The sequence below is a fragment of the Nocardia sp. NPDC057668 genome, from assembly GCF_042799795.1.
In the GTDB taxonomy this organism is placed as follows: domain Bacteria; phylum Actinomycetota; class Actinomycetes; order Mycobacteriales; family Mycobacteriaceae; genus Nocardia.
This window is the reverse complement of record NZ_JBHVIC010000003.1, coordinates 162,054-186,205: the sequence shown is the minus strand read 5'-3', so window position 1 is coordinate 186,205 and position 24,152 is coordinate 162,054. Positions and strand designations below refer to the sequence as shown.

The window sequence follows — 24,152 nt, the reverse complement described above, 5'->3', positions numbered from 1 at the left end:
GGATAACCGGGCGTGTCGGTGCGGGTTCTGGCGTGGCGTGAATCAAATGCTTGACTCATTCCAGAAAGCTGGACAGACTGGCGGGCGTGCCCACGGTCACGGAATTCCAAGAGCAGTTGCGAGGAGTTTCGCTGCGCGTGACAGCTCCACGCGTGGCCGTGCTGAGCGCTGTGCACAACCAACCGCACGCCGACACGGACACGATCATCCGGGCCGTGCGTGCACACCTGTCCGTGGTCTCTCACCAGGCCGTATACGACTCCCTGCGCACGCTCACCGCGGCCGGGCTGGTGCGCTGCATCCAACCGTCGGGCCTGGTGGCGCGGTACGAGGCCCGCGTCGGCGACAACCACCACCACGTCGTGTGCCGGGCGTGCGGGTCGATCGCCGACGTCGATTGCGCGGTGGGCCCGGCCCCCTGTCTCACCGCGTCGGACGACCACGGCTTCGCCATCGACGAAGCCGAGGTCATCTACTGGGGACTGTGTCCCGATTGTGCTGCGGCACAACCCGATTCAGCTACTACTTGATTGCAGCCCGCAATACACCATCAGGAAGGAACACTGTGACCTCCGAATGCCCAGTTGGCGCCGGTAGCACCAGCGAGAGCGAGAACCCGGCGATCCCCTCGCCGACCGCCAAGACCGATCACCGCCCGCGCACCAACAAGGACTGGTGGCCCGAGCAGATCGATCTCTCGGTGCTGCACGCGCATTCGTCCAAGTCGAACCCGCTCGGCGCGGACTTCGACTACGCCAAGGCGTTCGCCACCCTCGACGTCGACGCCCTCAAGGCCGATGTCGCCGCGGTCCTGACCGACTCGCAGGACTGGTGGCCCGCGGACTACGGCAACTACGGCGGCCTGTTCATCCGCCTGAGCTGGCATGCCGCCGGCACCTACCGCATCGCCGACGGACGCGGCGGCGGCGGTCAGGGCGCGCAGCGTTTCGCCCCGCTCAACAGCTGGCCCGACAACGCCAACCTGGACAAGGCCCGCCGCCTGCTGTGGCCGGTCAAGCAGAAGTACGGCAACGCCATCTCCTGGGCCGACCTGCTCGTCTTCGCCGGCAACGTGGCCCTGGACTCCATGGGATTCCAGACCTTCGGCTTCGCTTTCGGCCGCCCCGACATCTGGGAGCCGGAAGAGATCTTCTGGGGCGAAGAGGACACCTGGCTCGGCGACGAACGCTACAGCGGCGACCGCGAACTGGCCGGACCGCTCGGCGCGGTGCAGATGGGCCTGATCTACGTGAACCCGGAGGGCCCCAACGGCCAGCCGGATCCCGTGGCCTCCGCGCGCGACATCCGGGAAACGTTCGGCCGCATGGCGATGAACGACGAGGAGACCGCCGCGCTGATCGTCGGCGGGCACAGCTTCGGCAAGACCCACGGCGCCGGCGATGCCGCGCTGGTCGGGGCCGAGCCCGAGGCCGCCTCGATCGAACAGCAGGGCCTGGGCTGGAAGAGCGCCTACGGCACCGGCAAGGGCAAGGACGCCATCACCAGCGGCCTCGAGGTCGTGTGGACCTCCACCCCGACCCAGTGGGGCAACGGCTTCCTGCAGAACCTGTACGGCTACGAGTGGGAGCTGTTCAAGAGCCCGGCCGGCGCGCACCAGTGGCGGCCGAAGGACGGCGCGGGCGCGGGCAGCATCCCGGACCCGTTCGGCGGTCCCGCGCGCACGCCCACCATGCTGACCTCGGACCTGGCCCTGCGCGAGGACCCGGCGTACGCCGCCATCACCCGGCGCTGGCTCGACCATCCCGAGGAGCTCTCCGAGGCGTTCGCCAAGGCCTGGTACAAGCTGCTGCACCGCGACCTCGGTCCGGTCAGCCGCTACCTGGGCCCGTGGGTGCCCGAGGCGCAGCTGTGGCAGGACCCGGTGCCGGCCGTCGATCACGAACTGATCGGTGAGCAGGACATCGCCGCGCTCAAGGCCAAGATCCTCGAGTCCGGGCTGTCGGTCGCGCAGCTGGTCAAGACCACGTGGGCCGCGGCGTCGAGCTTCCGCAGCACCGACAAGCGCGGTGGCGCGAACGGCGCGCGGCTGCGGCTCGAGCCGCAGAAGAGCTGGGAGGTCAACGAACCCGCCGAGCTCGCCGCGGTGCTGCCGGTGCTCGAGCAGATCCAGCAGGAGTTCAATGCCGGTGCGGGCAAGCAGGTTTCGCTCGCCGACCTGATCGTCCTGGCCGGCACCGCCGCCGTGGAGAAGGCGGCCAAGGACGCCGGTCACGACGTCACCGTGCCGTTCCACCCGGGCCGCACCGACGCCTCGCAGGAGAACACCGACGTCGAGTCCTTCGCGGTGCTCGAGCCCCGCGCGGACGGCTTCCGCAACTACGTGCGCCCCGGGGAGAAGGCGCCGCTCGAGCGCCTGCTGCTCGAGAAGGCGTACCTGCTCGATGTCACCGCTCCGGAGCTGACGGTGCTGGTCGGCGGCCTGCGTGTGCTGGGCGCCAACTACGGCGGGGCCGAGCACGGCGTCTTCACCGACCGCCCGGGCACGCTGACGAACGACTTCTTCGTCAACCTGCTGAACCAGGGCACCGAGTGGAAGGCCTCCGAGACCGCGGAGAACGTCTACGAGGGCGTCGACTCGCGCTCGGGCAAGGCGGTCTGGACCGCCACCGCCAACGACCTCGTCTTCGGTTCGCACTCGCAGCTGCGGGCGATCTCCGAGGTGTACGCGCAGGCGGACTCGGGCGCGAAGTTCGTGAACGACTTCGTCGCCGCGTGGGTCAAGGTCGTCGACAGCGACCGCTTCGACCTGGCCTGATCGACACCGGAACCCGGGCCGGCTCCGCTACGGGCCGGCCCGGGTTCCGCTGTGCCGCAGCGGTGTTGCCGCGTCGCGCGGAAGCGGGATCCGCTGACGGCGGGCCGGATGCCCGCGGCGGCACCGGCGGACCGATGTTCCCGCGCCATCCGCGAGTGCGCGGATGCGAGCGTGGAATCCGGGTGCTCCCGGGTGGCCCGGAGGGACGCCCACCGTGTATCCGGTGGATTCGGCAGGAGACCGCCGAACAGCCTCGCACCGTGTCCAGCGGATGTCGTGGTGGGCGCCCTGGCGAGTCGTGCCCTATTTGCCGAGCAGGTGGCGCAGAGCGGGATCCAAATCCGTTGTGCGGAAAGAGTGCTCGGCCTTCAGTAGCCGTTCCGGAATCACCCGCTGGCTGGCCGCCGCGAGTTCCCGTGCGCCCTGTTCGCCCAGGAGCAGCGCCGGGCCGAACGTCGGGACCGGCAGGAACGCGGGCCGGTGCAGCACGTTCGCCAGCGTGGCGGTGTACTCGCTGTTGCGGACCGGGTTCGGGCTCACCGCGTTGACCGGGCCGGACAGCGAATCATCCCAGAGCGCACGGTGATACACGTCGACGAGATCATCGATGCCGATCCACGGCAGCCACTGGCGGCCGTCGCCGATCCGCCCGCCCAGCCCGAGCGCGAACAGCGGACGCAGCAGGCGCAGGGTGCCGCCGCGGGGGGACTGCACGATGCCGGTCCGGACCCGCACCACGCGGGCGCCGGCCTCGGCGGCGGGTTCGGTGGCGTCCTCCCAGTCCGCGACCACGTCGGCCAGGAAGCCGTCGCCGCGGGTGGAGCCCTCGGTGAGCACGTCGTCGCCGCGGTCGTAGCCGTAGTAGCCGATGGCGGACGCGCTCACGAAGGTCTCCACGCCCGCGCGACCGGCGAGCTCGGCCAAGCGCCGGGTGGGCTCGATCCTGCTGTCCCGGATGGCTTTCCGGTGCTGGTCGGTGAAGCGCCCGGCGATCGACGCGCCGGCCAGATGCACGACGGCGTCGACCCCGTCCAGCAGTCCGGGCGCGGGATCGGCGGTGTCCCATTGCCGTTCGCCCGTGTGCTCCGGTGCGTGGCGCACCAAACGGATCACGGTGTGCCCGCCGGTGCTCAGGAACGCCGCCAGCGCGGAACCGACCAGCCCCGACGCGCCCGTGATGGCGATCGTCGCGCGCGTGAAGCCCTGCCGCGCCGCCCGCTGGTGTGCGGCCAGATCCCCGGCCAGCTGCCGGTGGCGGTAGTCGAAGGTGGACTCGAGCGCGGCACCCGGGATGGGCGTCTCGACCCGGTCGATCACCCGCGTGTGCGTCGCGTCCACGGCCTCGAACTCGTGAATGTGCCGCCAGCGCACCGCGATTCCCGCCGGAACCGACGCCGCTCCCGCCACCGCGACGGCGTCCGCGAACCGGTGCGGCGGATCGTAGGCGGCGCGATCGTGCTGTGCGACCCACCGCAGCCCCCCGGGTAGTCCCAGGACGGCCCGGCCGTCGGCGAGGGACTCCGCCTCCGAGATCAAGGTCATCGGTTGCCACGGCGGCACCAGCCGGGTGAAGGCCCCGGGCCGCGAGAACCAGTCGAACACTTCGGCCACCGGCGCGTCGACCACGCTGGAACGTTGAATGCCCATGACTCGACTGTAGGCGCGAATCCACCGATTGCAACGAATGTGCATCGTTCGTGCCGCACGCTGCCGGGGGATCGGGTGCGGACGCGCGAGCTGATCGTGCCCGGCACGACCTGATCGGCCCGAGTGTTTCGCGCCCGGTCCAGCTTCCGGCGCTGTTCGTCGCGGCGTGAAACCGCCACGCGCCGCACCGGCCGCGCGGGGCCGTGGCCAGCGGTGATCTGGTGGCGGCGGTGTTCCGGCCCGTCGGTAACATCGGAGATCGGCGCACAAACCGATCGGTATCAATTCGAAGGGTGCGAGCAGTGACGACCAGTGCCCGGGGCGAGTTGGCGCATCGGCTCGACGCGCTGTACTCCGCTGCCGGAGCCCCGCCGCTGCGCGTCATCAGCATGCGCGCCACCCGGGAACTGCGGGTCCGCAATCCGCAGGGACGGGAGATCAGCGCGCAGCGGATCTCGGACTGGCGGCTCGGGCGCAGCGTCCCCGCCAAATTCGACGGGCTGTCCTCGGTGCTGAGCGTCCTGGTGCCCGCCGCGCAGGCCCGCAGGCCCGATCCCGCACTGCCGGAACTGTATTCGATGACCGGGTGGCACAAACTCTGGTCGCGCGCGCAACGCGAGCGCACCGGTCCGCCGGTCGGCGCCGTGTCGACGGTGTGCCCGTATCCGGGTCTGGCCGCGCTGACGATCACCGACGCGGAGTACTTCGCCGGGCGTGACGGGCAGATCGAGACGTTGCGCGCGCGATTCACCGAGAACCTCGGCGACGGGGGACCGCTGATCCTGGTCGGTGACTCCGGGGTCGGCAAGTCCTCGCTGCTGCAGGCCGGATTCGCGGCCCGGGTGCGCGCGGACTTCGACGTGCTGCCGGTGACGCCGGGCGCGGTCGCCGCCGGGGCCCTCGCGGACTGGGCCGCCGAACGCGCGTCGGACTCGAAACCCTATGTGCTGGTGGTCGATCAGCTCGAAGAGCTGTTCCTGCCGCCCTTCGACGACGACGCCGCGGGCCGCTACCTCGAGGTCCTGGAATCGCTCGTGCCGCCCGGGCAGGCACTGCCCGGGCGGTGTGCGGGCGTCGTCGCCGCCCTGCGCGCCGACTTCTACACCCAGGCAGCCCGCTTCCCGGCCCTGGCGGCGCTGCTCGAGCGCAATCAGATCCTGCTCGGCCCGCCGACCGTGGCCGAATTGACCGCCGCCATCGTCGAACCCGCCCGGCGCGTGGGACTGCGCCTGGGCGACGGGCTCGTGGAACTGATCCTGGCCGACCTCGGGGTGCGCGGCGGCGGGCAGGCGGTGCGCGCGGGCACCTTCCCCCTGCTCGCGCACGCGCTGCGCAGCACCTGGGAGTTCCGCGAGGACGGCGTGATGAGCGTGGCGGCGTACGAGCGCGCGGGCGGCGTGCGCGGCGCGATCGCGGCCAGCGCGGAACAGCAGTGGGAGCGATTCGATCCCCGCGAACGCGAGACCACCCGCATCCTGCTGCTGCAACTGGTGACCCCGGCCGCCGACGGGACAGCGGTGGGCCGGCATGTGGAGCGCGAGAGCCTGATTCGGCGCTGCCCCGACCAGGACTCCGCGCGCACCGTCCTGAACACGCTCGTGGCGGCCCGCATCCTCACCCAGGACGCGTCCGGCACCTCGCTCGCGCACGACGCGGTACTCAGCGCCTGGCCGCGCCTGGCCGAATGGGTGGACGAGGATCGCGAGGACGCGATCGTGCGGCATCGGCTGCACACCGACGTCGAGGAATGGGCGAGCACCGGCCGCGACCGGTCGCTGCTGTACCAGGGCACCCGGCTCGCGGTGGCGAGCGATCTGCGCTCGCGCATGCCGAATGTGCTGTCGCCCTCGGGAATCGAGTTCCTGGACGCGGCCGAGCAGGTGCGCCGCCGCGGGGTGCTGGCCAAACGGGCGCTGGCGCTGTTCCTGGTCGTCGGCGCGATCGTGACCTCGGTGCTGGCCGTGGTGTCCATGCGCCAGAGCCGGCTCGCCGATCGCGAGCGCACGGACGCGCAGTTCGCCGCACTGGTCGCGGCCGCCCAGCACAATCAAGCCGCCGACCCGACCGAATCGGCGCAACTCGCGCTGGTCGCCAATGTCGTGCGGCCCGGCGATCCGCAGGCCCGCGGGCTGCTGCTGGCCTCGCAGGCCGCGCCGCTGGCCGCCACCGTGCCCGGGCACGAGGGCGCGATCTACGGTGTGGCGCAATCACGTAACGGCATCGTGGCCTCGGGCGGCTACGACAACGCGGTGCGACTGTGGCGCCGGGACACCGAGCGGGGGCTGATCGCGCTGGGCGCGGCGCTGCCCGCCGACGGCTGGGTCGCGTCGGTGGCCTTCGCCCCCGACGGGCGGACGCTGTTCGCGAGCACGGCCTCGGGGCGGGTGCACCGCTGGGACGTCTCCGATCCCGAACATCCCGTGCGCGCCGAGACCATCGACCTCGGGCATCGCGGCGCGGTGTACGCGGTGGCCGTGCGCGCGGACGGCCGGTGGATCGCCACGGCCGGGGACGATCGCACCGTGCGCCTGCACGACCTGAGTTCCGGGGCGACCGTGACGCTCACCGGGCATCAGGCCGCGATCCGCACCCTGGCCTTCGCGCCGGACGGGAACACGCTGGTCAGCGGGAGTGACGATCGGACCGCGCGGGTCTGGGACGTCTCCGATCCCGCCGCGGCGCGACCGCTCGGTGCGCCGCTGACCGGGCAGCGCCTGACGATCCACGCCGTCGCCTTCAGCCCCGACGGGACGGTCCTGGCCACCGGCAGCGACGACCAGACTTTCCAGCTCTGGTCCATGCGCGACCGCGCGAACGTGGTTCCGCTGGGACCACCGGTACCCGCGCGCACCGCGGCGGTATGGTCGCTGACCTTCGCCCCGGACGGCCGCACCCTGGTCACCGCCGGGCGGGACGGGACCGCGGACCTGTGGAGCGTGATCGACCCGCGCCGGCCGGTGCCGGTCGGAAAACCCATGGGCGGCAGCCGCGGTGCGCTGGCCGCGGCGCTGTTCCTGGACGACAGCCGGGTGCTCACCGGCGGGCAGTCCGGCGAATTGCAGGTGTGGACGCTCTCACCCGCCGAACTCGCCGGGCACACCGCGCAGGTACAGGCCCCCGCGTTCGACGCGTCCGGTGCCCTGATGGCGACCGGCTCGTGGGACGGGACGGTCCTGCTCTGGGACGCCACCGGCGCGACCCCGCGCCCGATCGGCGCCGCGCCCCTGCCCGCCGACGCCCGAGTCGAGAACCTCGCGCTCGCGCCGGACGGCCGCACGCTGGCGGTGACCCTGGTCGACACCGGCGCGGTGCTGCTGTTCGACCTCACCGATCGCGCCGCGCCCCGGCCGCTGCCCACCCTGGACCTGCCGCAGGCGCGCTACGCGCACGAGATCGCCTTCGCCCCGGATTCGAAACACCTGGCCACCGCGCTGGCCGATGCCAGCGTGCAGGTCTGGGACCTGAGCGATCGCGATCGGCCCGTGGCCGGGGACAGCGCGCTGACCGGGCCGGGCGGGTGGGTGAACGCGGTCGCGTTCGCGCCGGACGGACAGCGGCTGTACGCGGTGTCGGGGGAGGGACGCATCCACAGCTGGAATCTGGCCGCGGCGCAACGCACGTCGACGGTACTGGCGGATTACCACCGGAGTCTGAACGCGCTCGCGATCAGTGCCGACGGCACGCTGCTGGCCGCCGGCGGCGACGACCAGATCGTGCGGGTGGCGCGCCTGGACGGTGATCGGGCCGAGGAGCTCGCGGCCCTGGGCGACTATTCGAGCGCGATCCGATCGGTGAGTTTCGATCCCGCCGCGCGGTTGCTGGCGACCGGTTCGGACGATCAGACAGTGCGACTGTGGTCCATCGCCGACCCGTCCGCACCGGAGTCGATCGGGGCCTCGATCGTGCCGCGCGGGACCGTGCGCTGGCGCGTGCAGTTCAGTCCGACAGGCATGCTGGGCGCGGGCGGCGGCAACGCGGTGCTGAGTTGGCTGAACGTCGACGCGGACGCGGCGGCCGAGCGGGTGTGCGCCGCGACCTACGGATCCGAACTGGACGGGGATTGGCGGCGGTGGCGTCCGGAATTGTCCGACGCCTGCTCGCGCTGATCGCGTTCGCGCGGGGCGCATTTCGGGGCCGACCGCATTCCGGGAATGCGAAAACCCGCATGGCCGGGGAGGAAGGCGGCCATGCGGGTTTCAGGTGAGGCGGAGTATCAGAAGCCGAAATGGAAGCTGAGAAGGTCGCCGCCGAACAGGTAGAGGTTGTTGAACAGCTGAGTGAATCCAGAAAGCATGAGCGTGTCCTTCTCGGGTCGAACTGTGTGGGGGAGTTGCTCCGGTCTTCGCCGGTGCCACATCAGATTTGCACCAGACGTCCAGTCCGTTTTGGGGGTTTGTGGGAGATCGCCCGGTCGTGCCGCGGAAAAGTGCTTTCCGGTCCGGACAAACCGCGGTCCGGACCGGACGGTGGGCGCGGTGGGAAGGCGTGCGGCGGGGGATGGTTTCGCTGCTCGGCATTCGGGCAAACCTTGCGGAACGGGATTGTTTCGGTGGTTGTCACGGTCCGGTTGAGATTGGCCATCAGTAGTCGAATCAGTCAAAAACTCCAGTAAGTAGCGCATACTCCTGCGGTACGGGACGCCAATTTCCCCGGCTTTCCCGTCAATGTTCGGAGTCATCGAGCTCGAAGTAGCGTGAGTTCCGCGAACGTCTGGCGATCACTGCTCATCTGCCTATTCGGATAGGAGCTCTGTCATGGCTGAATTCATTTCCGGTGGCCTGTTCGACGCGTTGATCAAGATGGTCATCGGCTCGGCGAGTGGTTCGGCGAGCGGAAGCGGGCCCTGCTTCTAGCGGCGCATACTGGTCGGGTTGTTTCTTATCGGGACGGACACCTCACACTCCGGAGGACCTCGAATGAAGCGTCAGCAGAATCTCTCCCAGGACGCCCGCCGCAAGGCCGACGCCGAAAGCGCCGCCGCCCACCGCGCCGAACGTCACGACCAGATGCGGGATATGAACCTCGCCCGCGACGATTCCGGCGGCGACTACGAACCCGCCGATCGCGAAGACCAGCAGGGCACGGACCGCCCCCGCGCCCGCATGCGCGATGACCGCCACGCCGCCGAGGCCGCCGCCCACGACGCGGTCCGCGAGGCCAATACCGAGTTCGACCGCTGAGTCGCGCGACGGATCCGGGCGATCATTCGGGGGTTGCCCGGCTCCTCGTGTTCGGCGGGCAACGCCGCACCCGGAAGGTGTCCCGAAAGTGAACTGCGGGGGACGTCGGGGACTCGGTGTGGTCACGAAAGTGGAGGGGCGCGAGCGGATGGGTCACGGGAAGACGACGATCCGGGCTATCCGGAGATCTGATATCCGCTTTCATTGCTGGACGGTAACTGGAACGCCTAGGGTTCGAGATCTGGCATTCGGGACAAAACTCCGCGGGTTGGGGGAGTCAGCCGGGTGCGGTCGAGTTCGAGTTGCAGGGCTCCCGTGACTGAAGGGCAACACTATGAACACTCATCAGCTATCCGCCCGGCGAGTGCCGCGCCCGCTCATCCATCCCCATCGAGAATCCGACCCGGCGCTGGCCCGGGTGCTGGTCGTCGAGGGGCACCTGGCTACCGCCGAGATGGCGCTGCTGGTGTTGTCGGCGGCCGGTTACGACTCGATGCACGCCGCGAACGCGAGCCAGGCGCTCGCGCTGTCCGAGCGCTGGCATCCGGATCTGGTGCTGCTGGATCTGCGACTGCCGGATCTGCACGGCGTCGAGGTGTGCCGGCGGCTGCTGGTGAGCGGCGACGCCCCGATCATGGTCGTGTCCGCCGAGCGTGATCCCGATGTCATCGAGAGCGTGCTCGCCGCCGGCGCCGTGGACTACCTGCCCAAACCCTTCCGCACGAGCGAGCTGCTCACGCGCATCCACGCGCGCCTGCACCCGGATCTGGTGATCGACGATCGCCAGGACGAGTCGCCGGCGGTCGCCGCGGCGGTCCGCGAGTCCGTGCGCCTGGCCGACTGATCCGGCGTACCCGCGCCCGGCCCGGCTCACCGCGGCCGGCGAGCCGGGCGGCGGCTCAGTCGAGGCAGAACTCGTTGCCCTCCGGATCCGCCATGACGATGTGCCCGAAGCTCATCGGCGGCTCGGGCTCGAAACGGGTGAGGCGTTTCGCGCCCAGCCCGACCAGGCGATCGCATTCGGCTTCCAGAGCCGCCATGCGCTCGGCGCCCTGTAGCCCCGGGGCCGCGCGCACGTCGAGATGAACCCGGTTCTTGGCGATCTTGTCCTCGGGCACCTGCTGGAAGAACACGCGCGGGCCGTTGCCGTCGGGATCCTCGATGGCCGAGCGGGTGTTGCGCTGTTCGGGCGGGACTCCGACCCCGGCCAGAAACTCGTCCCACGCGGCCAGCGGATCCGCGCCCGCGGGCAGCTCTACCCCGGGTGGACCGGGATGGACGTAACCCAGCACCTCGCGCCAGAAGGTCGACAGGGCCTTGGGATCGTGGGCGTCGAAGGTGATCTGCAGGTGGCGGCTCATCGGGTGACTTCCTTCGTGGTGTGCAGGTAGAGATCGCGCAGCAGGGCGACCTCGGACAGGTGGTGGATGAGTTCTCGGTGAATGTGCAGGACCAGGGCGGCCATCGGGAGATCCGGGTACGGCTCGGCGGGTCCGGCCGGTGCGAGCAGCCCGTCCTGTCCGAGTCCCCGCACGCCGGAAATCCATGTGCCGAGCTGAGTTTCGAGCTGATCCAGGGCCTGTTTCGCCGTGCTCGCGTACTCCCACCCGTCGTACGAGGCCGCGGGTGCGCCGAAGTGCGAGGCGTTGCGGGCCGCGAGCACGCCGACGATGACGTGGCCCAGTCGCCACGCGATCGTCGTGAAGGGTGCGGGATCCGGTGGTGGGAAAGCGAAGTCGATGGTGAAGTCGCCGCTGCCCGCCTGGATGGGGGCGGTGGAGGTTCCGCGCGGGTACACGCTCCAGGCGTCCGGCACCGGCGACCAGAAGTACTCGTCGTCGGTCAGGCCCTCGAGCCGTTGTCGTACCTGGTGGTTCCAGTGGAACTCCCACTGGTCGCACAGAATGGCGTTCCAGTCCGGTTCGTCTGTGTCCATGCGGCTACTCTGACACCGATAGCGGACAGGATCGGTCCGCAATCGCGCGGACACTCGGCGAGGTGGAGATGACGGGCCGTGATGAGCGGGGAACGACCGAGCGGGTGCTGACACTGCTCGGGCTGCTGCAGCAGCGGCAGGTGTGGACCGGGCCCGAACTCGCCGACCGGCTCGCGGTCACCGTCCGTACGGTGCGCCGCGATATGGAACGGCTGCGCGCGCTCGGGTACCCGGTGCACGCCAGCCAGGGGGTCGGCGGGGGCTATCAGCTGGGGTCCGGGCAGGATCTGCCGCCGCTGCTGCTCGATGACGAGGAGGCCATCGCCACGGCCGTCGCGCTGCTGGTCGGGGCGGGCGGCGGACTGACCGGGACGGGGGACGCGGCGCTGCGGGCGCTCACCAAACTCGATCGGGTCCTGCCCGCGCGGCTGCGGTACGAGATGCGAGTGCTGACCGAGGCGATCGAATCGTTCGACCGCGCCCGGTCCCCGGTGGATCCGGACGCGCTCATGACCCTGGCCCGCGCCTGCCACGACCTGCTCGAAGCCGGATTCGACTACCCGGCCGGGGACGAGGTGACCCGCCGCCGGGTCGAGCCCTACCGGCTGGTGGCCTCGGATCGGCGCTGGTATCTGCTCGCATTCGATCTCGACCGTGACGACTGGCGCACCTTCCGGGTCGACCGGATGCGCGAAGTCGCCCTGCGCACATGGCATTTCCGCGCCCGGCCGGGTCCGGACGCGGCGGCCTTCGTGCAGGAGGGCGTCGCGGCGCGGGTGTATCCGCGGCAGGCGCGCTTTCTGGTGCACGCGCCCGCCGGGACGGTCCGGGCCCAGGTTCCGCCCGCGTCGGCGGTGGTCGAACCGTGCGGCGAGTCTTCGTGTGAACTGCGCAGCGGCGCAGCCGATCTCGATGCCGTGCTCATGCACGTGCTGGTGCTGGGTCACGCGTTCGAGGTGCTGGAGCCGCCCGAATTGGCCGTACGTGCAAGGGTTCTGGCCGGAATTCTGCACGCCTCGGGTGCGGACGCGGATCAGGGCTCCTAGCGGCGAACAGTCCGCGATGGCCCGTCGGGGGCGCTGTGCGGCCACAGAGCTCTCGGGCGTCCATCGGCCGTGCTGTCACCGCGGCGCGGAGAGCCACACGCGCGCAACGGTTTCCCGGTTCCGGGTCAGACCCGCGCGGAGGTGTCGGCCACCTGGCGGGTGGCGAACTTGGCGATGCGGGTGACCAGGGTGCGCGGGCGGCGGGGGAGCAGGTGCGCGGAGGCGAAGTTCCCGATGCCCGGAACCACGTAGCCCTGATTGCGATCCAGGGCGCGCAGGGTCGCCCGGACCACCTGGTCGACGTTGCCCATGGGCGCCCCGATCGCGGCCTTGCGGGTGCCGACCACGTCGAAGAACTGGGTTTCGGTCGGTCCGGGGCAGACCGCGAGGACCTTCACGCCGCGATCGCTGTACTCGCTCCACAGCGCGAGGCTGAAGTTCAGCACGAACGCCTTGCCCGAGGCGTAGGTGGCGAAGTAGGGCGAGGGCTGGAAGCCCGCGGTCGAGGCGACGTTCACGACCTCCCCGGCGCCGCGGTCCAGCATGCCGGGGATCAGCAGGCGGGTGAGTCCGGCCAGGGCCACGACGTTGACCATCAGCTGGTCGTGTTCGCTCTCGGCGGGCAGTTCCTCGAAGCGGCCCGCGCTGCCGAAGCCGGCGTTGTTGATCAGGGTGTCGATGGTCAGGCCCCGGCGGGTGAGTTCGTCGGTGACCAGGGTCGCGGCGTCCGGGTGCGCGAGGTCCTGGCCGATGACCTCCACGCGGACGCCGTGGCGGGTACGCAGTTCGGCGGCAAGGGAGTCCAGCCGTGCCACCGAGCGCGCAACCAGCACGAGATCATCGCCGCGGGCGGCGAGCGCGGCCGCGTACGCGGCGCCGATGCCGAACGAGGCGCCGGTGACGAGGGCGGTTTTTCCCGAGTGGGCCATGGTGGTTCTCCTTCAACGGTGTGTGACACGAGAGTAGCGAATATTTCAGAACATGCAACATTGATGATGCATATAGAAGCTGAAAGGATCACCTCGTGTAGTGTCTCGGACAGAATCTCAGCGAAGAGGAGCCCATGCCGCAGCCGCCCGCCCGACCATTGCGCGCCGATGCCGAACGGACCGTGCGCGCGATCCTGGACGCGGCCGAGCGGTTGCTGAGCGAGAACCCCAACGCGACCCTGGAACAGATCGCGGAGGCCGCCGGGGTCGCGCGGACCACCGTGCACCGGCGCTTCGCCAACCGCGACGATCTCGTGCACACCATGGCGCTCAACGCCTGGAAGCGGATGGCCGCGGCGGTCGAGGCCGCTCGCCCACTGTCCGCGCCGCCGATGGTCGCGCTGCACCAGGCCACCGCCAACGTCATCCAGATCAAGTACGGCGCGAGCTATGCGCTCGATCGTGTCGTCGAGTCCGACCCGGCGATCGCCGCCATCCGGGCCGAGGTCTTCGCCCACTGCGATGCGGCCCTTGCCCGTGCGCAGGCCGAGGGCTTCATCGACGCCGCCGCGGACCTGCTCTGGGTGCGCCGGGTGTACATCGCGCTGATCACCGAGACCGTGCACGGGGACACGGCGATGGACGGCACCACGGACCCGGACGCGCTGGCGAGCCGGTTGATCGACACCTTCCTCGCGGGCGTGGGACCACGGCGGTAGTGCGCCCGCGCGGCTCGTAGACTCGCGTGCATGCCCGATGCCGCGGCTCCGGATATCGCCCCGCTGCTCGACCTGTTCGCGGGTCGGCGCGTCGTCGTGCTGACCGGGGCGGGCATCTCCACCGACAGTGGGATCCCGGACTATCGCAGCCCGGGCGCACCGCCCAGCAATCCCATGACCTACCAGCAGTTCGTCGGTGATCCGGTGTTCCGGCAACGGTATTGGGCCCGCAACCACGTCGGCTGGCGGCGCATGGACGCGAGCCGGCCCAACGCCGGGCACCGGGCGCTGGCGCGGCTCGAGCGGGTGGGGCTGGTCACGGGCCTGCTCACCCAGAACGTCGACCTGCTGCACACCAAGGCCGGCCAGCGCGCGGTGATCGACCTGCACGGCACCTATCTGCGGGTGCGGTGTCTGGCCTGTGGCGCGCGGATCTCCCGGCTGACCCTGGCCGATCGGCTGGAGGCGGCCAATCCCGGCTTCGCCGACGACCCGAGCCGTACCGGCGTCGAGGTCGCGCCCGACGCCGACGCGGTGATCGCCGACACCGCCGGTTTCCGGGTGGTCGATTGCGCGGATTGCGGCGGAATGCTGAAGCCGGACATCGTGTACTTCGGGGAATCGGTGCCCAAAGATCGTGTGGCGGAAGCGTTCACGATGCTCGACCGGGCCGACGCGCTGCTGGTCGCGGGCTCGTCGCTGACCGTCATGTCCGGGCTGCGCTTCGTGCGTCACGCCGCGAAAACCCAACGGCCCGTGGTGATCATCAATCGGGGGCCGACCCGGGGCGACGAGCTGGCGACCCTGCGGTTCGACGCCGGGTGCGCCCCCACACTCACCGCGCTGGCGGACGCGTACGCCGGGGATCGAACCCCCGCGCACTGATTCCTTTCCGCCCGGGTCGCGAATTCGCGTCCCGCGCACGGGCGAAGGGTCATGCTGGGACTGTCCGCCGCTTGTCGCGACATGCCGAAAGCCGAGGGGATATGCGATCTTCCGCCCGCGCGCGCAGGTATCGGCCGCTGATCTGGCTCGTGTCCGCCCTGCTGGTGCTCGGCGCCGGCGCGGCGGCGGGTGATCCGGCCGCGGCGGACCGCACGGACACCGGCACCTATGGCGTGCCCGGCCTCGACTACACCTACCGGGCTTTCGTGCCCGCCGGATTGCCCGAGCATCCGGCGCTGCTGGTCATGATCCACGGTTGCAGGACCACGGCCGAACAGCAGCAGCGCGCCAATCTCCTGGATCCCCTGGCGCGCCGGGCCGGTTTCGTCGTGCTGTACGTGGACGGCACCCCGCTGCACCGGCTCCAGGACCGCTGCTGGTCCGGTCTGCTGACCCCCGCCCTCGAATCGCGCACGACCGGCGACGCCGCCGCGATCGCCGCGATGACCCGGGCCGCGGCCGAGCGCTACGGTGCGGATCCGCACCGGATCTATGCGCTCGGAATGTCCTCGGGCGCTTTCGAAACGGCGCTGCTGGGCGCGTACTTCCCGGATCTGTTCGCGGCCGTGGGACTGCACTCGGGGGCGGCGTTCGGGCACGGTGTCCTGGGTTGCGTCGGTCCCGCGCTGCCGGGCGCCGCCACCGAACAGCTGGCGGCGCAGGCGTTCTCCGCTCAGGGCGGGCATCGCCGGGTGGTGCCGATGATCGCGGTGCGCGGCGACGCCGACACGACGGTTTCCGCCGAGTGCGGGGAGCAAGCCGTCGCGCAGTGGCGCGCGACCGGCAACATGACCCTGGCCGCGCAGGGGGTTGCGGACCGAATTCCATCCGAGCCCATGACCTTTCGCGAAGGTGAGGTCCCCGGCGGTCACGGCTACACCGTGCGAACCTGGGACGCGCCGGGCGCGTCGTGCCCGGTGCTGCAGGCGTGGACCGTGCACGGGATGGGTCACTTCTGGTCCGGCGGCGCGGACGAGCCGGATCTCGCGGAGTTCACCGACCCGCGCGGCCCCAGCGCGTCAGTGGCGGCCTGGGCCTTCTTCTCCCGCATCGAGCGCACCGCGGACGGATTCTCCTGCCGCCCACCCGATACCGTGGGGTGAACCCACGGCCCCGCGCGGGGCCGGACCCCCAGCGAGGAAAGGCCCGCCCCCGTGACGACCTCGGCACAGCAGTCGATCATCCTCATCACCGGGATCCAGGCGGCCGGGAAATCCACGGTCGCGCAACTGCTGGCCGAACGGCTCCCGCGCTCGGTGCACGTGCGCGGAGATCTGTTCCGCCGCATGGTGATCAACGGCCGGGCGGACATGACGCCGGATCCGTCCGCGGAGGCGGTGCGCCAGCTGCGCCTGCGGCACCGGCTGACCGCCTCGACCTGTGACGAATACTTCCGGGCCGGTTTCACCGTGGTCGCCCAGGACGTGGTGCTGGGCGAGCACCTCACCGAGATGGTCGACGCGATCCACGCGCGGCCGCTGCTGGTGGTGGTGCTCGCGCCGCGGCCCGAGGCGATCGAACGCCGCGAGGCCGCCCGCGGCAAGGACGCCTACGGGCGGTGGACCATCGATCTGCTCGATGCCGGACTGCGGAACGAGACCCCGCGCCTGGGTTTGTGGCTCGACACCTCGGACCAGACCGCGCACGAAACCGTCGACGACATCCTCGCGCGAGTCTGGACCGAGGGCGCGATCCGCTGAATCACCCTCGGGCGCCGGGCCTCACATCGGATAGATGGGGTGCTTGCGCGGGTTGAACTCCGGCTTCGCCGGCTGCTTGTCGCGCAGCAGGCGCAGCGCGTGGCGGATCTCGAGGCGGGTGCGCGAGGGCTCGATCACCGCGTCGATGTAGCCGCGTTCGGCGGCGATCCACGGGGTGGCGATGGTCTCGTTGTACTGGTTGACCATGAACTCGCGGGCCGCGGCCCGATGCTCCTCGGGCACCGCTGCCAGCTGGCGCTTGCCGAGCAGATCGACCGCGCTCTCCGCGCCGATGACCGCGATCCGGGCGGTCGGCCACGCGAAGCTGAAGTCCGCGCCGACCTGGCGGGCCGCCATCATGCCGTACGCGCCGCCGTAGGACTTGCGCACCACCAGGTTGATGATCGGCACGGTGGCCTCGATGATCGCGCGCGGCACCCGGCCGCCGCGAATGATCACACCGGCGGCCTCCTCGGACAGGCCGGGCAGGACGCCGGGGGTGTCGGCCACGAAGATCAGCGGAATGTTGAACGCGTCGCACAGCCGGATGAAATAGGTCGACTTGTCCGAGCAGGCGGCATCGATCGAACCGCCCAGGACCAGTGGCTGATTCGCGATCACGCCGACCGGATTGCCGTCGACCCGCGCGAACCCGGTGATCAGGTTCGGTGCGAAGGTGGCGCGGATCTCGTGGAACTCGCCGTCGTCGAAGATCCGCAGCAGGATCTCGTGCATGTCGTAGCCGGCGCGATCGGAATCGGGAATGATGCGGTCGAGCTCGCGGTCGGAGTCGGTGATCTCCGGTTCCAGACCGGGATTCACGATCGGCGCGCGCTCCACGCAGCTGGTCGGCATGTAGCTCAGGTAGTTCCGGGCCCAGGCGTAGGCCTCCTGCTCGGTGTCCGCGACGTGGTGCAGGGTGCCGCGTTCGGCCTGCACCTTCGCGCCGCCGAGGTCTTCGGCGCTGACGTCCTCGCCGTTGACGGCCTTGATCACGTCGGGCCCGGTGACGAACATGTACGAGTCCTTGGTGCCGATCAGCACATCGGTGTTGATCGGCCCGTACACCGAACCCGCCGCGCATTTGCCGAGAATGATCGACACCTGCGGCACATAGCCCGAGAGCTTCTCGAGCACCCGCGAGATATCGCCGAACGACGCGATCGACCCGACCGCGTCCTGAATCCGCGCGCCGCCGGAATCATTGATCGTCACCACCGGGCAGGCATTGTCGAACGCGAATCGCAAGGCGCGCATGAACTTCTGCGCCGAGGTCACCCCGACCGATCCGCCGTACACGGTCTGGTCGTGCGAGATGACCACCACCGGCCGCCCGCCGATCAGCCCGCGCCCGGTGACCAGGCCGTCGCCGTAGAGCGCGTCGGGTTGTCCCGGCTGCCTGGCGAGGGCGCCCGTCTCGACGAACGTGCCGGGATCGAGCAGCATGTTCACGCGTTCGCGAACACTCGGAATGCCCTTCTTCTCGCGTTTGGCGACCGCGGCGTCCCCCGCCGGTTCCGCCGCGACCCCCAGGATCTTGTTCAGTTCATCGAGCTTCGCTCGCGTGCCGATCACGCTTACCGCCACCTTCTCCCGCTCCGCCTAATTGCCCCGGTGACGTTATGCGCTGTCCCCGAGGAATGATCACCAAATCAGACAAACGGGATGATTCACAAAATGCGGGGGGCGTGCGCTGGAGATCGCCCGTCGCACGCGGGTAGAACGTGTTCTAGTCTGCTGGTATGGACGTCACCTACGAAGGCACCGCGCGGGAACTCGAAACCGACAGCGGGACACTGCGTTACCACGAAGCGGGCGCGGGCGAGCCGTTGATCCTGCTGCACGGATCGGGTATCGGTGTGAGCGGCTGGAAGAACTTCCGGGGCAATCTGGGTTTCTTCGCCAAGTACTACCACTGCTACATCCTCGAGTTCCCAGGCTTCGGTATCAGCGATCCGGTGCCGGGGGTGCATCCGGTCTTCGCGGCCGGCGCCGCGGTGCTGCGATTCATGGATGCCTTGGGCATCGAATCGGCCGCCATGGTGGGCAATTCGATGGGCGGGGTCGTGGGGGTCAATCTCGCGATCAACGCTCCCGATCGCGTTTCGCGGCTGGTCGCCATCGGCGGCGTCGGCCCGAACATCTTCACCACCAATCCCAGTGAGGGCTCGCGGCTGCTGCAGGAGTTCGCGGACGAGCCGAGTCGCGACAGGCTGGTGCGCTGGCTGAAGTGCATGACCTTCGATCATTCGCTGGTGACCGAGGAACTGATCGAGGACCGCTGGCGGGCCGCGAGCGATCCGGCGTCGCACGCCTCGCTCGCGGCCATGTACGGCTCGAAGGCGTTCGAGGCACAGCGCGCGATGATGTCGAAGATCGCGCCCTACTGGGCCAACATGCACAAGGTGCGGTGCCCGACCCTGCTCACCTGGGGCATCGAGGACCGCCAGAGCCCGCCGGACATGATGCTCGTGCCGATGCGCCTGATTCCCGAGGCCGAGGTCCACGTGTTCCCCAGGTGCGGGCACTGGGTGATGATCGAGGCCAAGGAGGCGTTCGAGTCGGTGACCCTGGACTTCCTGCAGCGCACCGCGCGCTGATGGCCGATCCGGTGGCGGCCCGGCTGTGGCCGTGCGCAGAAGTGGTACGGGTGTATCGGTAGTCGTCGACTATCAATCCCATTTCCAGCGTTGATGCCCGGCTCGATGGCCATGCGATGCCGGGCGTTCTTCGAAAGTCGCCGACCTCTATGATTCGTGTCGTTGAATGCAGTTGTTGTGCCACGGCCGAATTCGCGTAATTCGCAGTGGTGAGTCATACATACTGAAACATCAGCGGCTCAGAGGTATGGTCGGTGACCGTGACCCGATTGTTATCGGGTTCGGTGCTAGATCGACTTGGGAGATCCATTGAAGTACACGAAATTCGCTACCACCGCCATGATCGCCATCGCCGCCACCGGAATCGCCACGGGCACCAGCTACGCCGCCCCGGGCGCGCAGGCGCCCGCAGCGGCGCAGGTGACCCCGGCCGCGGCCTCGCAGGGCACCCAGGACGGTGTCGACTACTCGGTGCGGCTGGCCGAGACCGGCAACACCGTCGTCACGCAGGTCACCGGCGGCGCTTTCCAGCTGGCCGCGGACGGTAAGGCCGTCACCCTGAAGAACGACGCCGGACAGGTCGTGGCGCAGCTGCCCCTGGTCGGCGCAGCCGGCGCCGAGCAGATCGCGCTCACCGCGGTCATCGACGAGCAGGGCCAGCGCCTGTCGCTGACCGCACCGGCGGCCTCGGACGTCTCGGTGCGATTCATCGGCTCGCAGGAGCGGTTCTTCGCCGAATTGCAGCGCGCGTCGCTCGGCGCACTGATCGGCGCCATCATCGGCGCGTTCTTCTTCGGCATCGGCCTGCCGTTCGGCGCGCTCATCGGCCTGCTGATCGCCGGTGGTCCGTCGCTGATCGACGCGGGTCTGGCCTACTTCGGCGGACAGCCCTGAAAATTCTGATTCTCGGCGGCACTCGGGAAGCCCGGGAAATCGCCGATATCGCTTCCGGCGAGCGAGGAGTCGAGATCGTCTCCTCGCTCGCCGGGCGCGTGCGCGAACCCGTCCTGCCGGTCGGTGCGGTGCGTATGGGGGGCTTCGGGGGCGTGCAGGGCTTGCGGGAGTGGATCTCCGGCAATGCCATCGACCTCGTGGTGGATGCCACCCACCCGTTCGCGGGCGGTATGACCGCCAATGCGGCACAGGCCGCCGCCCAGCTGGGTCTGCCGGTGCTGCACGTGCGCCGGCCCGGCTGGCACGAGCAGCCGGGAGACCGGTGGATCCGGGTGCCGAATCTGACCGTGGCCGCCGAAACCGTTGCTGGGCTGGGGGATCGGGTCTTTCTCACCGTGGGCCGCCAGGGCGTGGCGGCCTTCGCGGCATCGGGGCAGTTTTTCCTGATTCGGGCCATCGACTCGCCCGAGGGCGCGGTGCCCCCGCGGCACGAGGTGCTGCTCGCGCGCGGGCCGTTCGCGGTCGAGGAGGAAATCGCGCTGCTCACCGCGCACGCGATCGAGGTCCTGGTGACCAAGGACAGCGGGGGAGCGCTGACCGAGGCCAAACTCCAGGCCGCCCGGACGCTGGGCCTGCCGGTGGTCATGATCGACCGCCCGCCGCTGCCGGGCGGCGCCGAGCAGGTGGAAACCGTTGCCCAGGCGTGGGATTGGGTGCTCGCCCGGCGCTGAGCCGCTCCCCGCGGCTCGGGCGCGGCGGATCAGGACAGGCGGCTGGCGGGATCGAGTAATTCGGGCAGCCGATCGAACCACTCCAGCACCGCGCGCTCGTAGCGGATCCCGAAATCCAGGGTCGCGCGTTCGAAGGGCGAGATGCGCTGCTCGTCGTGGCCGGACAGGTAGCCGGTCAGGCGCTGCTCGTGCACGGTGCGATTGGCGGCGATGATGCGGTCGAGGCGGTCGCGATCGACGAATTCGCCGAAGGACAGCGTCAGCAGCAGCGGCACCCGGATGGTCTCCGCGCCCGGATCGCGGGCGATCCATTCGGCGAAGGCCTCGCGGCCGTTCTCGGTGATGCGGTACGGCGTGCGATCGCGTGCGCCGGTTTCGCCCTTCTCGACCAGGCCGGTCTGGTGCATGGTCGCCAGTTCCCGGTAGACCTGGCTCTGGGTGATGGTCCAGAAGTCGCCGATGCGATCCTGGGCCAGGGTGACCAGATCCCACCCGGACATATCGCCCTGGTGTAGGAAACCGAGTAGGGACGCGGCCGTCGAATTGAGCGGGCGCCGGGTTTTCTCGTCTACCACTGCCATCCCTTCAGCCATACATTCCACTATGGAATATTATTCACCATAACGCCGGGACGTGAAGACCCGGGGTCCGTTCGCCGCCTCGAAGACCGTGGTGGTCGACGCGCCCACGATGAGCAGCGTGCGCATATCCACCTCGTCCGGATCCAGTTCGGCCAGGGTCACCACCCGCACCGACTCGGCCGGACCGCCCACATCGCGGCCCAGGATCACCGGGGTCTCGGGTTTGCGATGTTCGAGCAGCAGATCCTTCATGGCTCCGACCTGCCAGGTGCGCTGTGAGGAGCGCGGGTTGTAGACCGCGAACGCCATGTCGGCCGCGGCCACCGCGGCGAGCCGCCCGGCCACCACCTCCCAGGGCTTGAGCCGGTCCGAGAGCGAGATCATGGCGAAGTCGTGGCCCAGGGGTGCGCCGACCCGGCTCGCCACCGCGGTCGCGGCGGTCACGCCGGGCAGCACGCGCACCGGCACCGCGCGCCACTGCGGATCGCTGGACTCCTCGATCACCGCGGCCGCCATCGCGAACACCCCGGGATCGCCGCCGGACACCACGACCACCTTCGCCCCGCGCTTGGCCAGGTCCAATGCCATTGCCGCGCGCTCGGACTCGACCTTGTTGTCGCTGGAGTGCCGCTGCTGACCCGGCCGCTCGGGCACCCGGTTCACATAGGTCGCGTAGCCGACGATGTCGGTGGCCTCGGCGAGAGCGTGGGCGACCTCGGGGGTGATCCACCCCTGTGATCCGGGGCCAAGGCCCACGACGACCACCTCACCGGGCGCGTCGGCCAGTGGCCCGGCCGAGGCCGCGGATGAGTTCGTGTCCGCGGAGGCGTTCGCGCGCGCGGCGCCGATCGCCGCGTCGGCGGTGACGGCGAACGCGCCGGCCTCCCCGGCCGGTGCGCCCGATTCCGTCTCGCCGGAGATCACGGCCGATTCCGCCGGGCCGGAGCTCGCGGCCGATTCCGCCACGCCGAGAACGTCATTCGGCGCGGTTGCGCGCGTGGTAGCGCGCGCTGCGGAGGACGTCGCAGCCGATTCGGCGTTCGAGGCGGGATTCGCCGTCGTCTCGGTCAGGGGGATCCGGGTCTGCGGCGCGGGGCCGGGCACGATGGTGATGGCGAAGTACGGCACGCTCGCCTCGTCCACGTCCGCCGCGCGGAGCACACGCTGGCGGGTGCTGCTGGCCCGCTCGATGTAGAAGGCGTCGTGCAGGCGGCCGGAGTCGGCAAGAGCCTGGCGCACACCGGGATAGGTGCGCCCGAGCTTCATGATGGCGGCGGCGTCGGTCTCGCGCAGCCGCCGGGTCAGCTCGTCGGTGTCCATGGTGCCGGGCAGGATGGTCAGCACCTGCTCGCCCTCGACCAGCGGGGTCGCCAGCGCTGCCGAGGCGGCGCTGACCGAGGTGACGCCGGGGATGATCTCGCTGTCGAAGCGGTCGGCCAGACGGCGGTGCATGTGCTGGAACGAGCTGTAGAACAGCGGATCTCCGGCCGCGAGCAGCGCCACCGAACGCCCGGCCGCGAGATGCTCGGCCAGGCGGGCGGCCGCGCTCTCGTAGAAGTCGTCGATCGCGCCCTGATAGCCGCCGGGGTGCTCGGTGGTCTCGGTGGTGACGGGATAGACCAGGTGCTCTTCGAGCTGTCCCGCGCGCATGTACGGTGCGGCGATGGCGCGCGATATGCTGCGCCCGTGCCGGGCGCTGTGGAAGGCGATCACGTCGGCCGCGCCGATGATCCGCGCCGCCTTGACCGTCACCAGTTCCGGATCGCCGGGTCCCAGGCCGATGCCCCAGAGCTTGCCGCTCATTCTTGTTCGCTCGCAATCGCATTGAGGGCGGCGGCGGTGATCGCGCTGCCGCCGCGCCGGCCCCGCACGGTCAGGAATTCGATGTCGCCGTATTCGGCCAGGGCCTGTTTGGACTCGGCGGCGCCGATGAACCCGACCGGAATGCCGATGATCGCCGCCGGGCGGGGTGCGCCCGCGTCGAGCATGTCCAGCAGATGGAACAGCGCGGTCGGGGCGTTGCCGATGGCGACCACCGCGCCCGCGAGGCGGTCGCGCCAGAGTTCCAGGGCCGCTGCGGATCTGGTGTTGTCCATGGCTTCGGCGAGTCCGGGCACGCGCGGGTCGCCCAGCAGGCACAGCACGTCGTTATCGGCGGGCAGGCGCTTGCGCGTCACTCCGGAGGCGACCATGTTGGCGTCGCACAGGATCGCGTTCCCGGCCCGCATGGCCGCGCGCGCCGCGGCCACCACGCCCGCGCTGTACTCGATGTCGGCGGCCAGATCCACCTGCCCGCAGGCGTGGATCATCCGCACCACCACCTGCGACACATCCGCGGGGAACCGGGCCAGGTCGGCTTCGGCGCGAATGGTGGCGAACGAGCGCCGATAGATCTCGGCCCCGTCGGTGAGGTAGCTGGTGCGCACGTCGGACATGGTGTCCAGCCTAGATTTCGCCCGCGCGGGACC

General features: G+C 70.1%; 21 protein-coding genes. 13 read left to right on the top strand and 8 right to left on the bottom strand.

Going from position 1 to position 24,152, the window contains the following annotated elements; genetic code table 11:
* Nucleotides 1-86: 86 nt before the first annotated feature.
* Both ACFVBH_RS19430 and katG read left to right on the top strand, forming a co-directional pair.
* Nucleotides 87-530: a Fur family transcriptional regulator gene (locus ACFVBH_RS19430; protein WP_354988454.1), complete on the top strand. Its 444-nt coding sequence runs from the start codon at nucleotides 87-89 to the stop codon at nucleotides 528-530.
* Between the two features lie 35 nt (nucleotides 531-565).
* Nucleotides 566-2,776: a catalase/peroxidase HPI gene (gene katG / locus ACFVBH_RS19425; protein ID WP_379003086.1), complete on the top strand. Its 2,211-nt coding sequence runs from the start codon at nucleotides 566-568 to the stop codon at nucleotides 2,774-2,776.
* Nucleotides 2,777-3,079: 303 nt separating this feature from the next.
* On the opposite strand, the gene ACFVBH_RS19420 is transcribed toward katG, so the two are convergent.
* On the bottom strand, nucleotides 3,080-4,423 hold the full coding sequence (locus tag ACFVBH_RS19420; protein WP_379003084.1) for a TIGR01777 family oxidoreductase: 1,344 nt from the start codon (nucleotides 4,421-4,423) through the stop codon (nucleotides 3,080-3,082).
* 302 nt (nucleotides 4,424-4,725) lie between these two features.
* On the opposite strand from ACFVBH_RS19420, the gene ACFVBH_RS19415 reads away from it, so the two are divergent.
* From ACFVBH_RS19415 to ACFVBH_RS19405, 3 genes are all read left to right on the top strand, one after another.
* Nucleotides 4,726-8,529, top strand: coding sequence for an NACHT and WD repeat domain-containing protein (locus ACFVBH_RS19415; RefSeq protein ID WP_379003082.1), 3,804 nt, complete (start codon nucleotides 4,726-4,728; stop codon nucleotides 8,527-8,529).
* A gap of 810 nt (nucleotides 8,530-9,339) precedes the next feature.
* Complete coding sequence (locus ACFVBH_RS19410) at nucleotides 9,340-9,603, top strand: hypothetical protein (protein ID WP_354990535.1); 264 nt, start codon at nucleotides 9,340-9,342, stop codon at nucleotides 9,601-9,603.
* A gap of 334 nt (nucleotides 9,604-9,937) precedes the next feature.
* Entirely contained in the window at nucleotides 9,938-10,447 is a 510-nt protein-coding gene (locus tag ACFVBH_RS19405) for a response regulator (RefSeq protein ID WP_354990534.1), read from the top strand.
* Nucleotides 10,448-10,502: 55 nt separating this feature from the next.
* Here the strand turns inward: ACFVBH_RS19405 and ACFVBH_RS19400 are convergent, their stop codons facing one another.
* Together ACFVBH_RS19400 and ACFVBH_RS19395 are read right to left on the bottom strand one after the other, a co-directional pair.
* Nucleotides 10,503-10,964: a VOC family protein gene (locus tag ACFVBH_RS19400; RefSeq protein WP_379003079.1), complete on the bottom strand. Its 462-nt coding sequence runs from the start codon at nucleotides 10,962-10,964 to the stop codon at nucleotides 10,503-10,505.
* Nucleotides 10,961-11,539 (bottom strand): DinB family protein, encoded by a 579-nt coding sequence (locus tag ACFVBH_RS19395; protein WP_354990532.1) that lies wholly within the window; start codon nucleotides 11,537-11,539, stop codon nucleotides 10,961-10,963. The genes ACFVBH_RS19400 and ACFVBH_RS19395 overlap by 4 nt, the downstream gene beginning before the upstream one ends.
* Nucleotides 11,540-11,607: 68 nt before the next feature.
* Here ACFVBH_RS19395 and ACFVBH_RS19390 point away from each other — a divergent pair, with 68 nt between their 5' ends.
* Nucleotides 11,608-12,585 carry a helix-turn-helix transcriptional regulator gene (locus tag ACFVBH_RS19390; RefSeq protein WP_379003076.1) on the top strand — a complete coding sequence of 326 codons (978 nt, stop codon included), beginning with the start codon at nucleotides 11,608-11,610 and terminating at the stop codon, nucleotides 12,583-12,585.
* 125 nt (nucleotides 12,586-12,710) lie between these two features.
* Here ACFVBH_RS19390 and ACFVBH_RS19385 read toward each other — a convergent pair whose 3' ends face one another.
* Nucleotides 12,711-13,514 carry an SDR family NAD(P)-dependent oxidoreductase gene (locus ACFVBH_RS19385; RefSeq protein WP_379003073.1) on the bottom strand — a complete coding sequence of 268 codons (804 nt, stop codon included), beginning with the start codon at nucleotides 13,512-13,514 and terminating at the stop codon, nucleotides 12,711-12,713.
* Nucleotides 13,515-13,648: 134 nt separating this feature from the next.
* On the opposite strand from ACFVBH_RS19385, the gene ACFVBH_RS19380 reads away from it, so the two are divergent.
* The 4 genes from ACFVBH_RS19380 to ACFVBH_RS19365 all read left to right on the top strand — a co-directional run bounded on the left by ACFVBH_RS19380 (nucleotide 13,649) and on the right by ACFVBH_RS19365 (nucleotide 16,878).
* Nucleotides 13,649-14,233 carry a TetR/AcrR family transcriptional regulator gene (locus ACFVBH_RS19380; RefSeq protein ID WP_379003070.1) on the top strand — a complete coding sequence of 195 codons (585 nt, stop codon included), beginning with the start codon at nucleotides 13,649-13,651 and terminating at the stop codon, nucleotides 14,231-14,233.
* Nucleotides 14,234-14,263: 30 nt separating this feature from the next.
* A complete protein-coding gene (locus tag ACFVBH_RS19375) occupies nucleotides 14,264-15,118 on the top strand; it encodes an NAD-dependent protein deacetylase (protein WP_379003068.1) in 855 nt (284 codons plus the stop codon).
* A 101-nt stretch (nucleotides 15,119-15,219) separates the two neighbouring features.
* Nucleotides 15,220-16,281: an alpha/beta hydrolase family esterase gene (locus tag ACFVBH_RS19370; RefSeq protein ID WP_379003066.1), complete on the top strand. Its 1,062-nt coding sequence runs from the start codon at nucleotides 15,220-15,222 to the stop codon at nucleotides 16,279-16,281.
* Between the two features lie 51 nt (nucleotides 16,282-16,332).
* Nucleotides 16,333-16,878: an AAA family ATPase gene (locus ACFVBH_RS19365; protein ID WP_379003064.1), complete on the top strand. Its 546-nt coding sequence runs from the start codon at nucleotides 16,333-16,335 to the stop codon at nucleotides 16,876-16,878.
* 21 nt (nucleotides 16,879-16,899) lie between these two features.
* Here ACFVBH_RS19365 and ACFVBH_RS19360 read toward each other — a convergent pair whose 3' ends face one another.
* Complete coding sequence (locus ACFVBH_RS19360; RefSeq protein ID WP_354990526.1) at nucleotides 16,900-18,453, bottom strand: acyl-CoA carboxylase subunit beta; 1,554 nt, start codon at nucleotides 18,451-18,453, stop codon at nucleotides 16,900-16,902.
* A gap of 167 nt (nucleotides 18,454-18,620) precedes the next feature.
* On the opposite strand from ACFVBH_RS19360, the gene ACFVBH_RS19355 reads away from it, so the two are divergent.
* The 3 genes from ACFVBH_RS19355 (at nucleotide 18,621) to ACFVBH_RS19345 (ending at nucleotide 21,103) form a co-directional block, all read left to right on the top strand.
* Nucleotides 18,621-19,478, top strand: a complete 858-nt coding sequence (locus ACFVBH_RS19355) for an alpha/beta fold hydrolase (RefSeq protein ID WP_379003061.1) — start codon at nucleotides 18,621-18,623, stop codon at nucleotides 19,476-19,478.
* A 309-nt stretch (nucleotides 19,479-19,787) separates the two neighbouring features.
* Nucleotides 19,788-20,372 (top strand): hypothetical protein, encoded by a 585-nt coding sequence (locus tag ACFVBH_RS19350; protein WP_379003059.1) that lies wholly within the window; start codon nucleotides 19,788-19,790, stop codon nucleotides 20,370-20,372.
* A complete protein-coding gene (locus ACFVBH_RS19345; RefSeq protein WP_379004539.1) occupies nucleotides 20,369-21,103 on the top strand; it encodes a cobalt-precorrin-6A reductase in 735 nt (244 codons plus the stop codon). The genes ACFVBH_RS19350 and ACFVBH_RS19345 overlap by 4 nt, the downstream gene beginning before the upstream one ends.
* A gap of 29 nt (nucleotides 21,104-21,132) precedes the next feature.
* Here ACFVBH_RS19345 and ACFVBH_RS19340 read toward each other — a convergent pair whose 3' ends face one another.
* Genes ACFVBH_RS19340 through ACFVBH_RS19330 form a run of 3 tightly spaced genes read right to left on the bottom strand, consistent with a single transcriptional unit; the run spans nucleotide 21,133 to nucleotide 24,119 of the window.
* Entirely contained in the window at nucleotides 21,133-21,684 is a 552-nt protein-coding gene (locus ACFVBH_RS19340; RefSeq protein ID WP_354990523.1) for a PadR family transcriptional regulator, read from the bottom strand.
* A gap of 30 nt (nucleotides 21,685-21,714) precedes the next feature.
* Nucleotides 21,715-23,487 (bottom strand): precorrin-3B C(17)-methyltransferase, encoded by a 1,773-nt coding sequence (gene cobJ, locus ACFVBH_RS19335; protein ID WP_379003057.1) that lies wholly within the window; start codon nucleotides 23,485-23,487, stop codon nucleotides 21,715-21,717.
* Nucleotides 23,484-24,119 (bottom strand): precorrin-8X methylmutase, encoded by a 636-nt coding sequence (locus ACFVBH_RS19330; protein WP_379003055.1) that lies wholly within the window; start codon nucleotides 24,117-24,119, stop codon nucleotides 23,484-23,486. The genes cobJ and ACFVBH_RS19330 overlap by 4 nt, the downstream gene beginning before the upstream one ends.
* Between the last annotated feature and the right edge of the window lie 33 nt (nucleotides 24,120-24,152).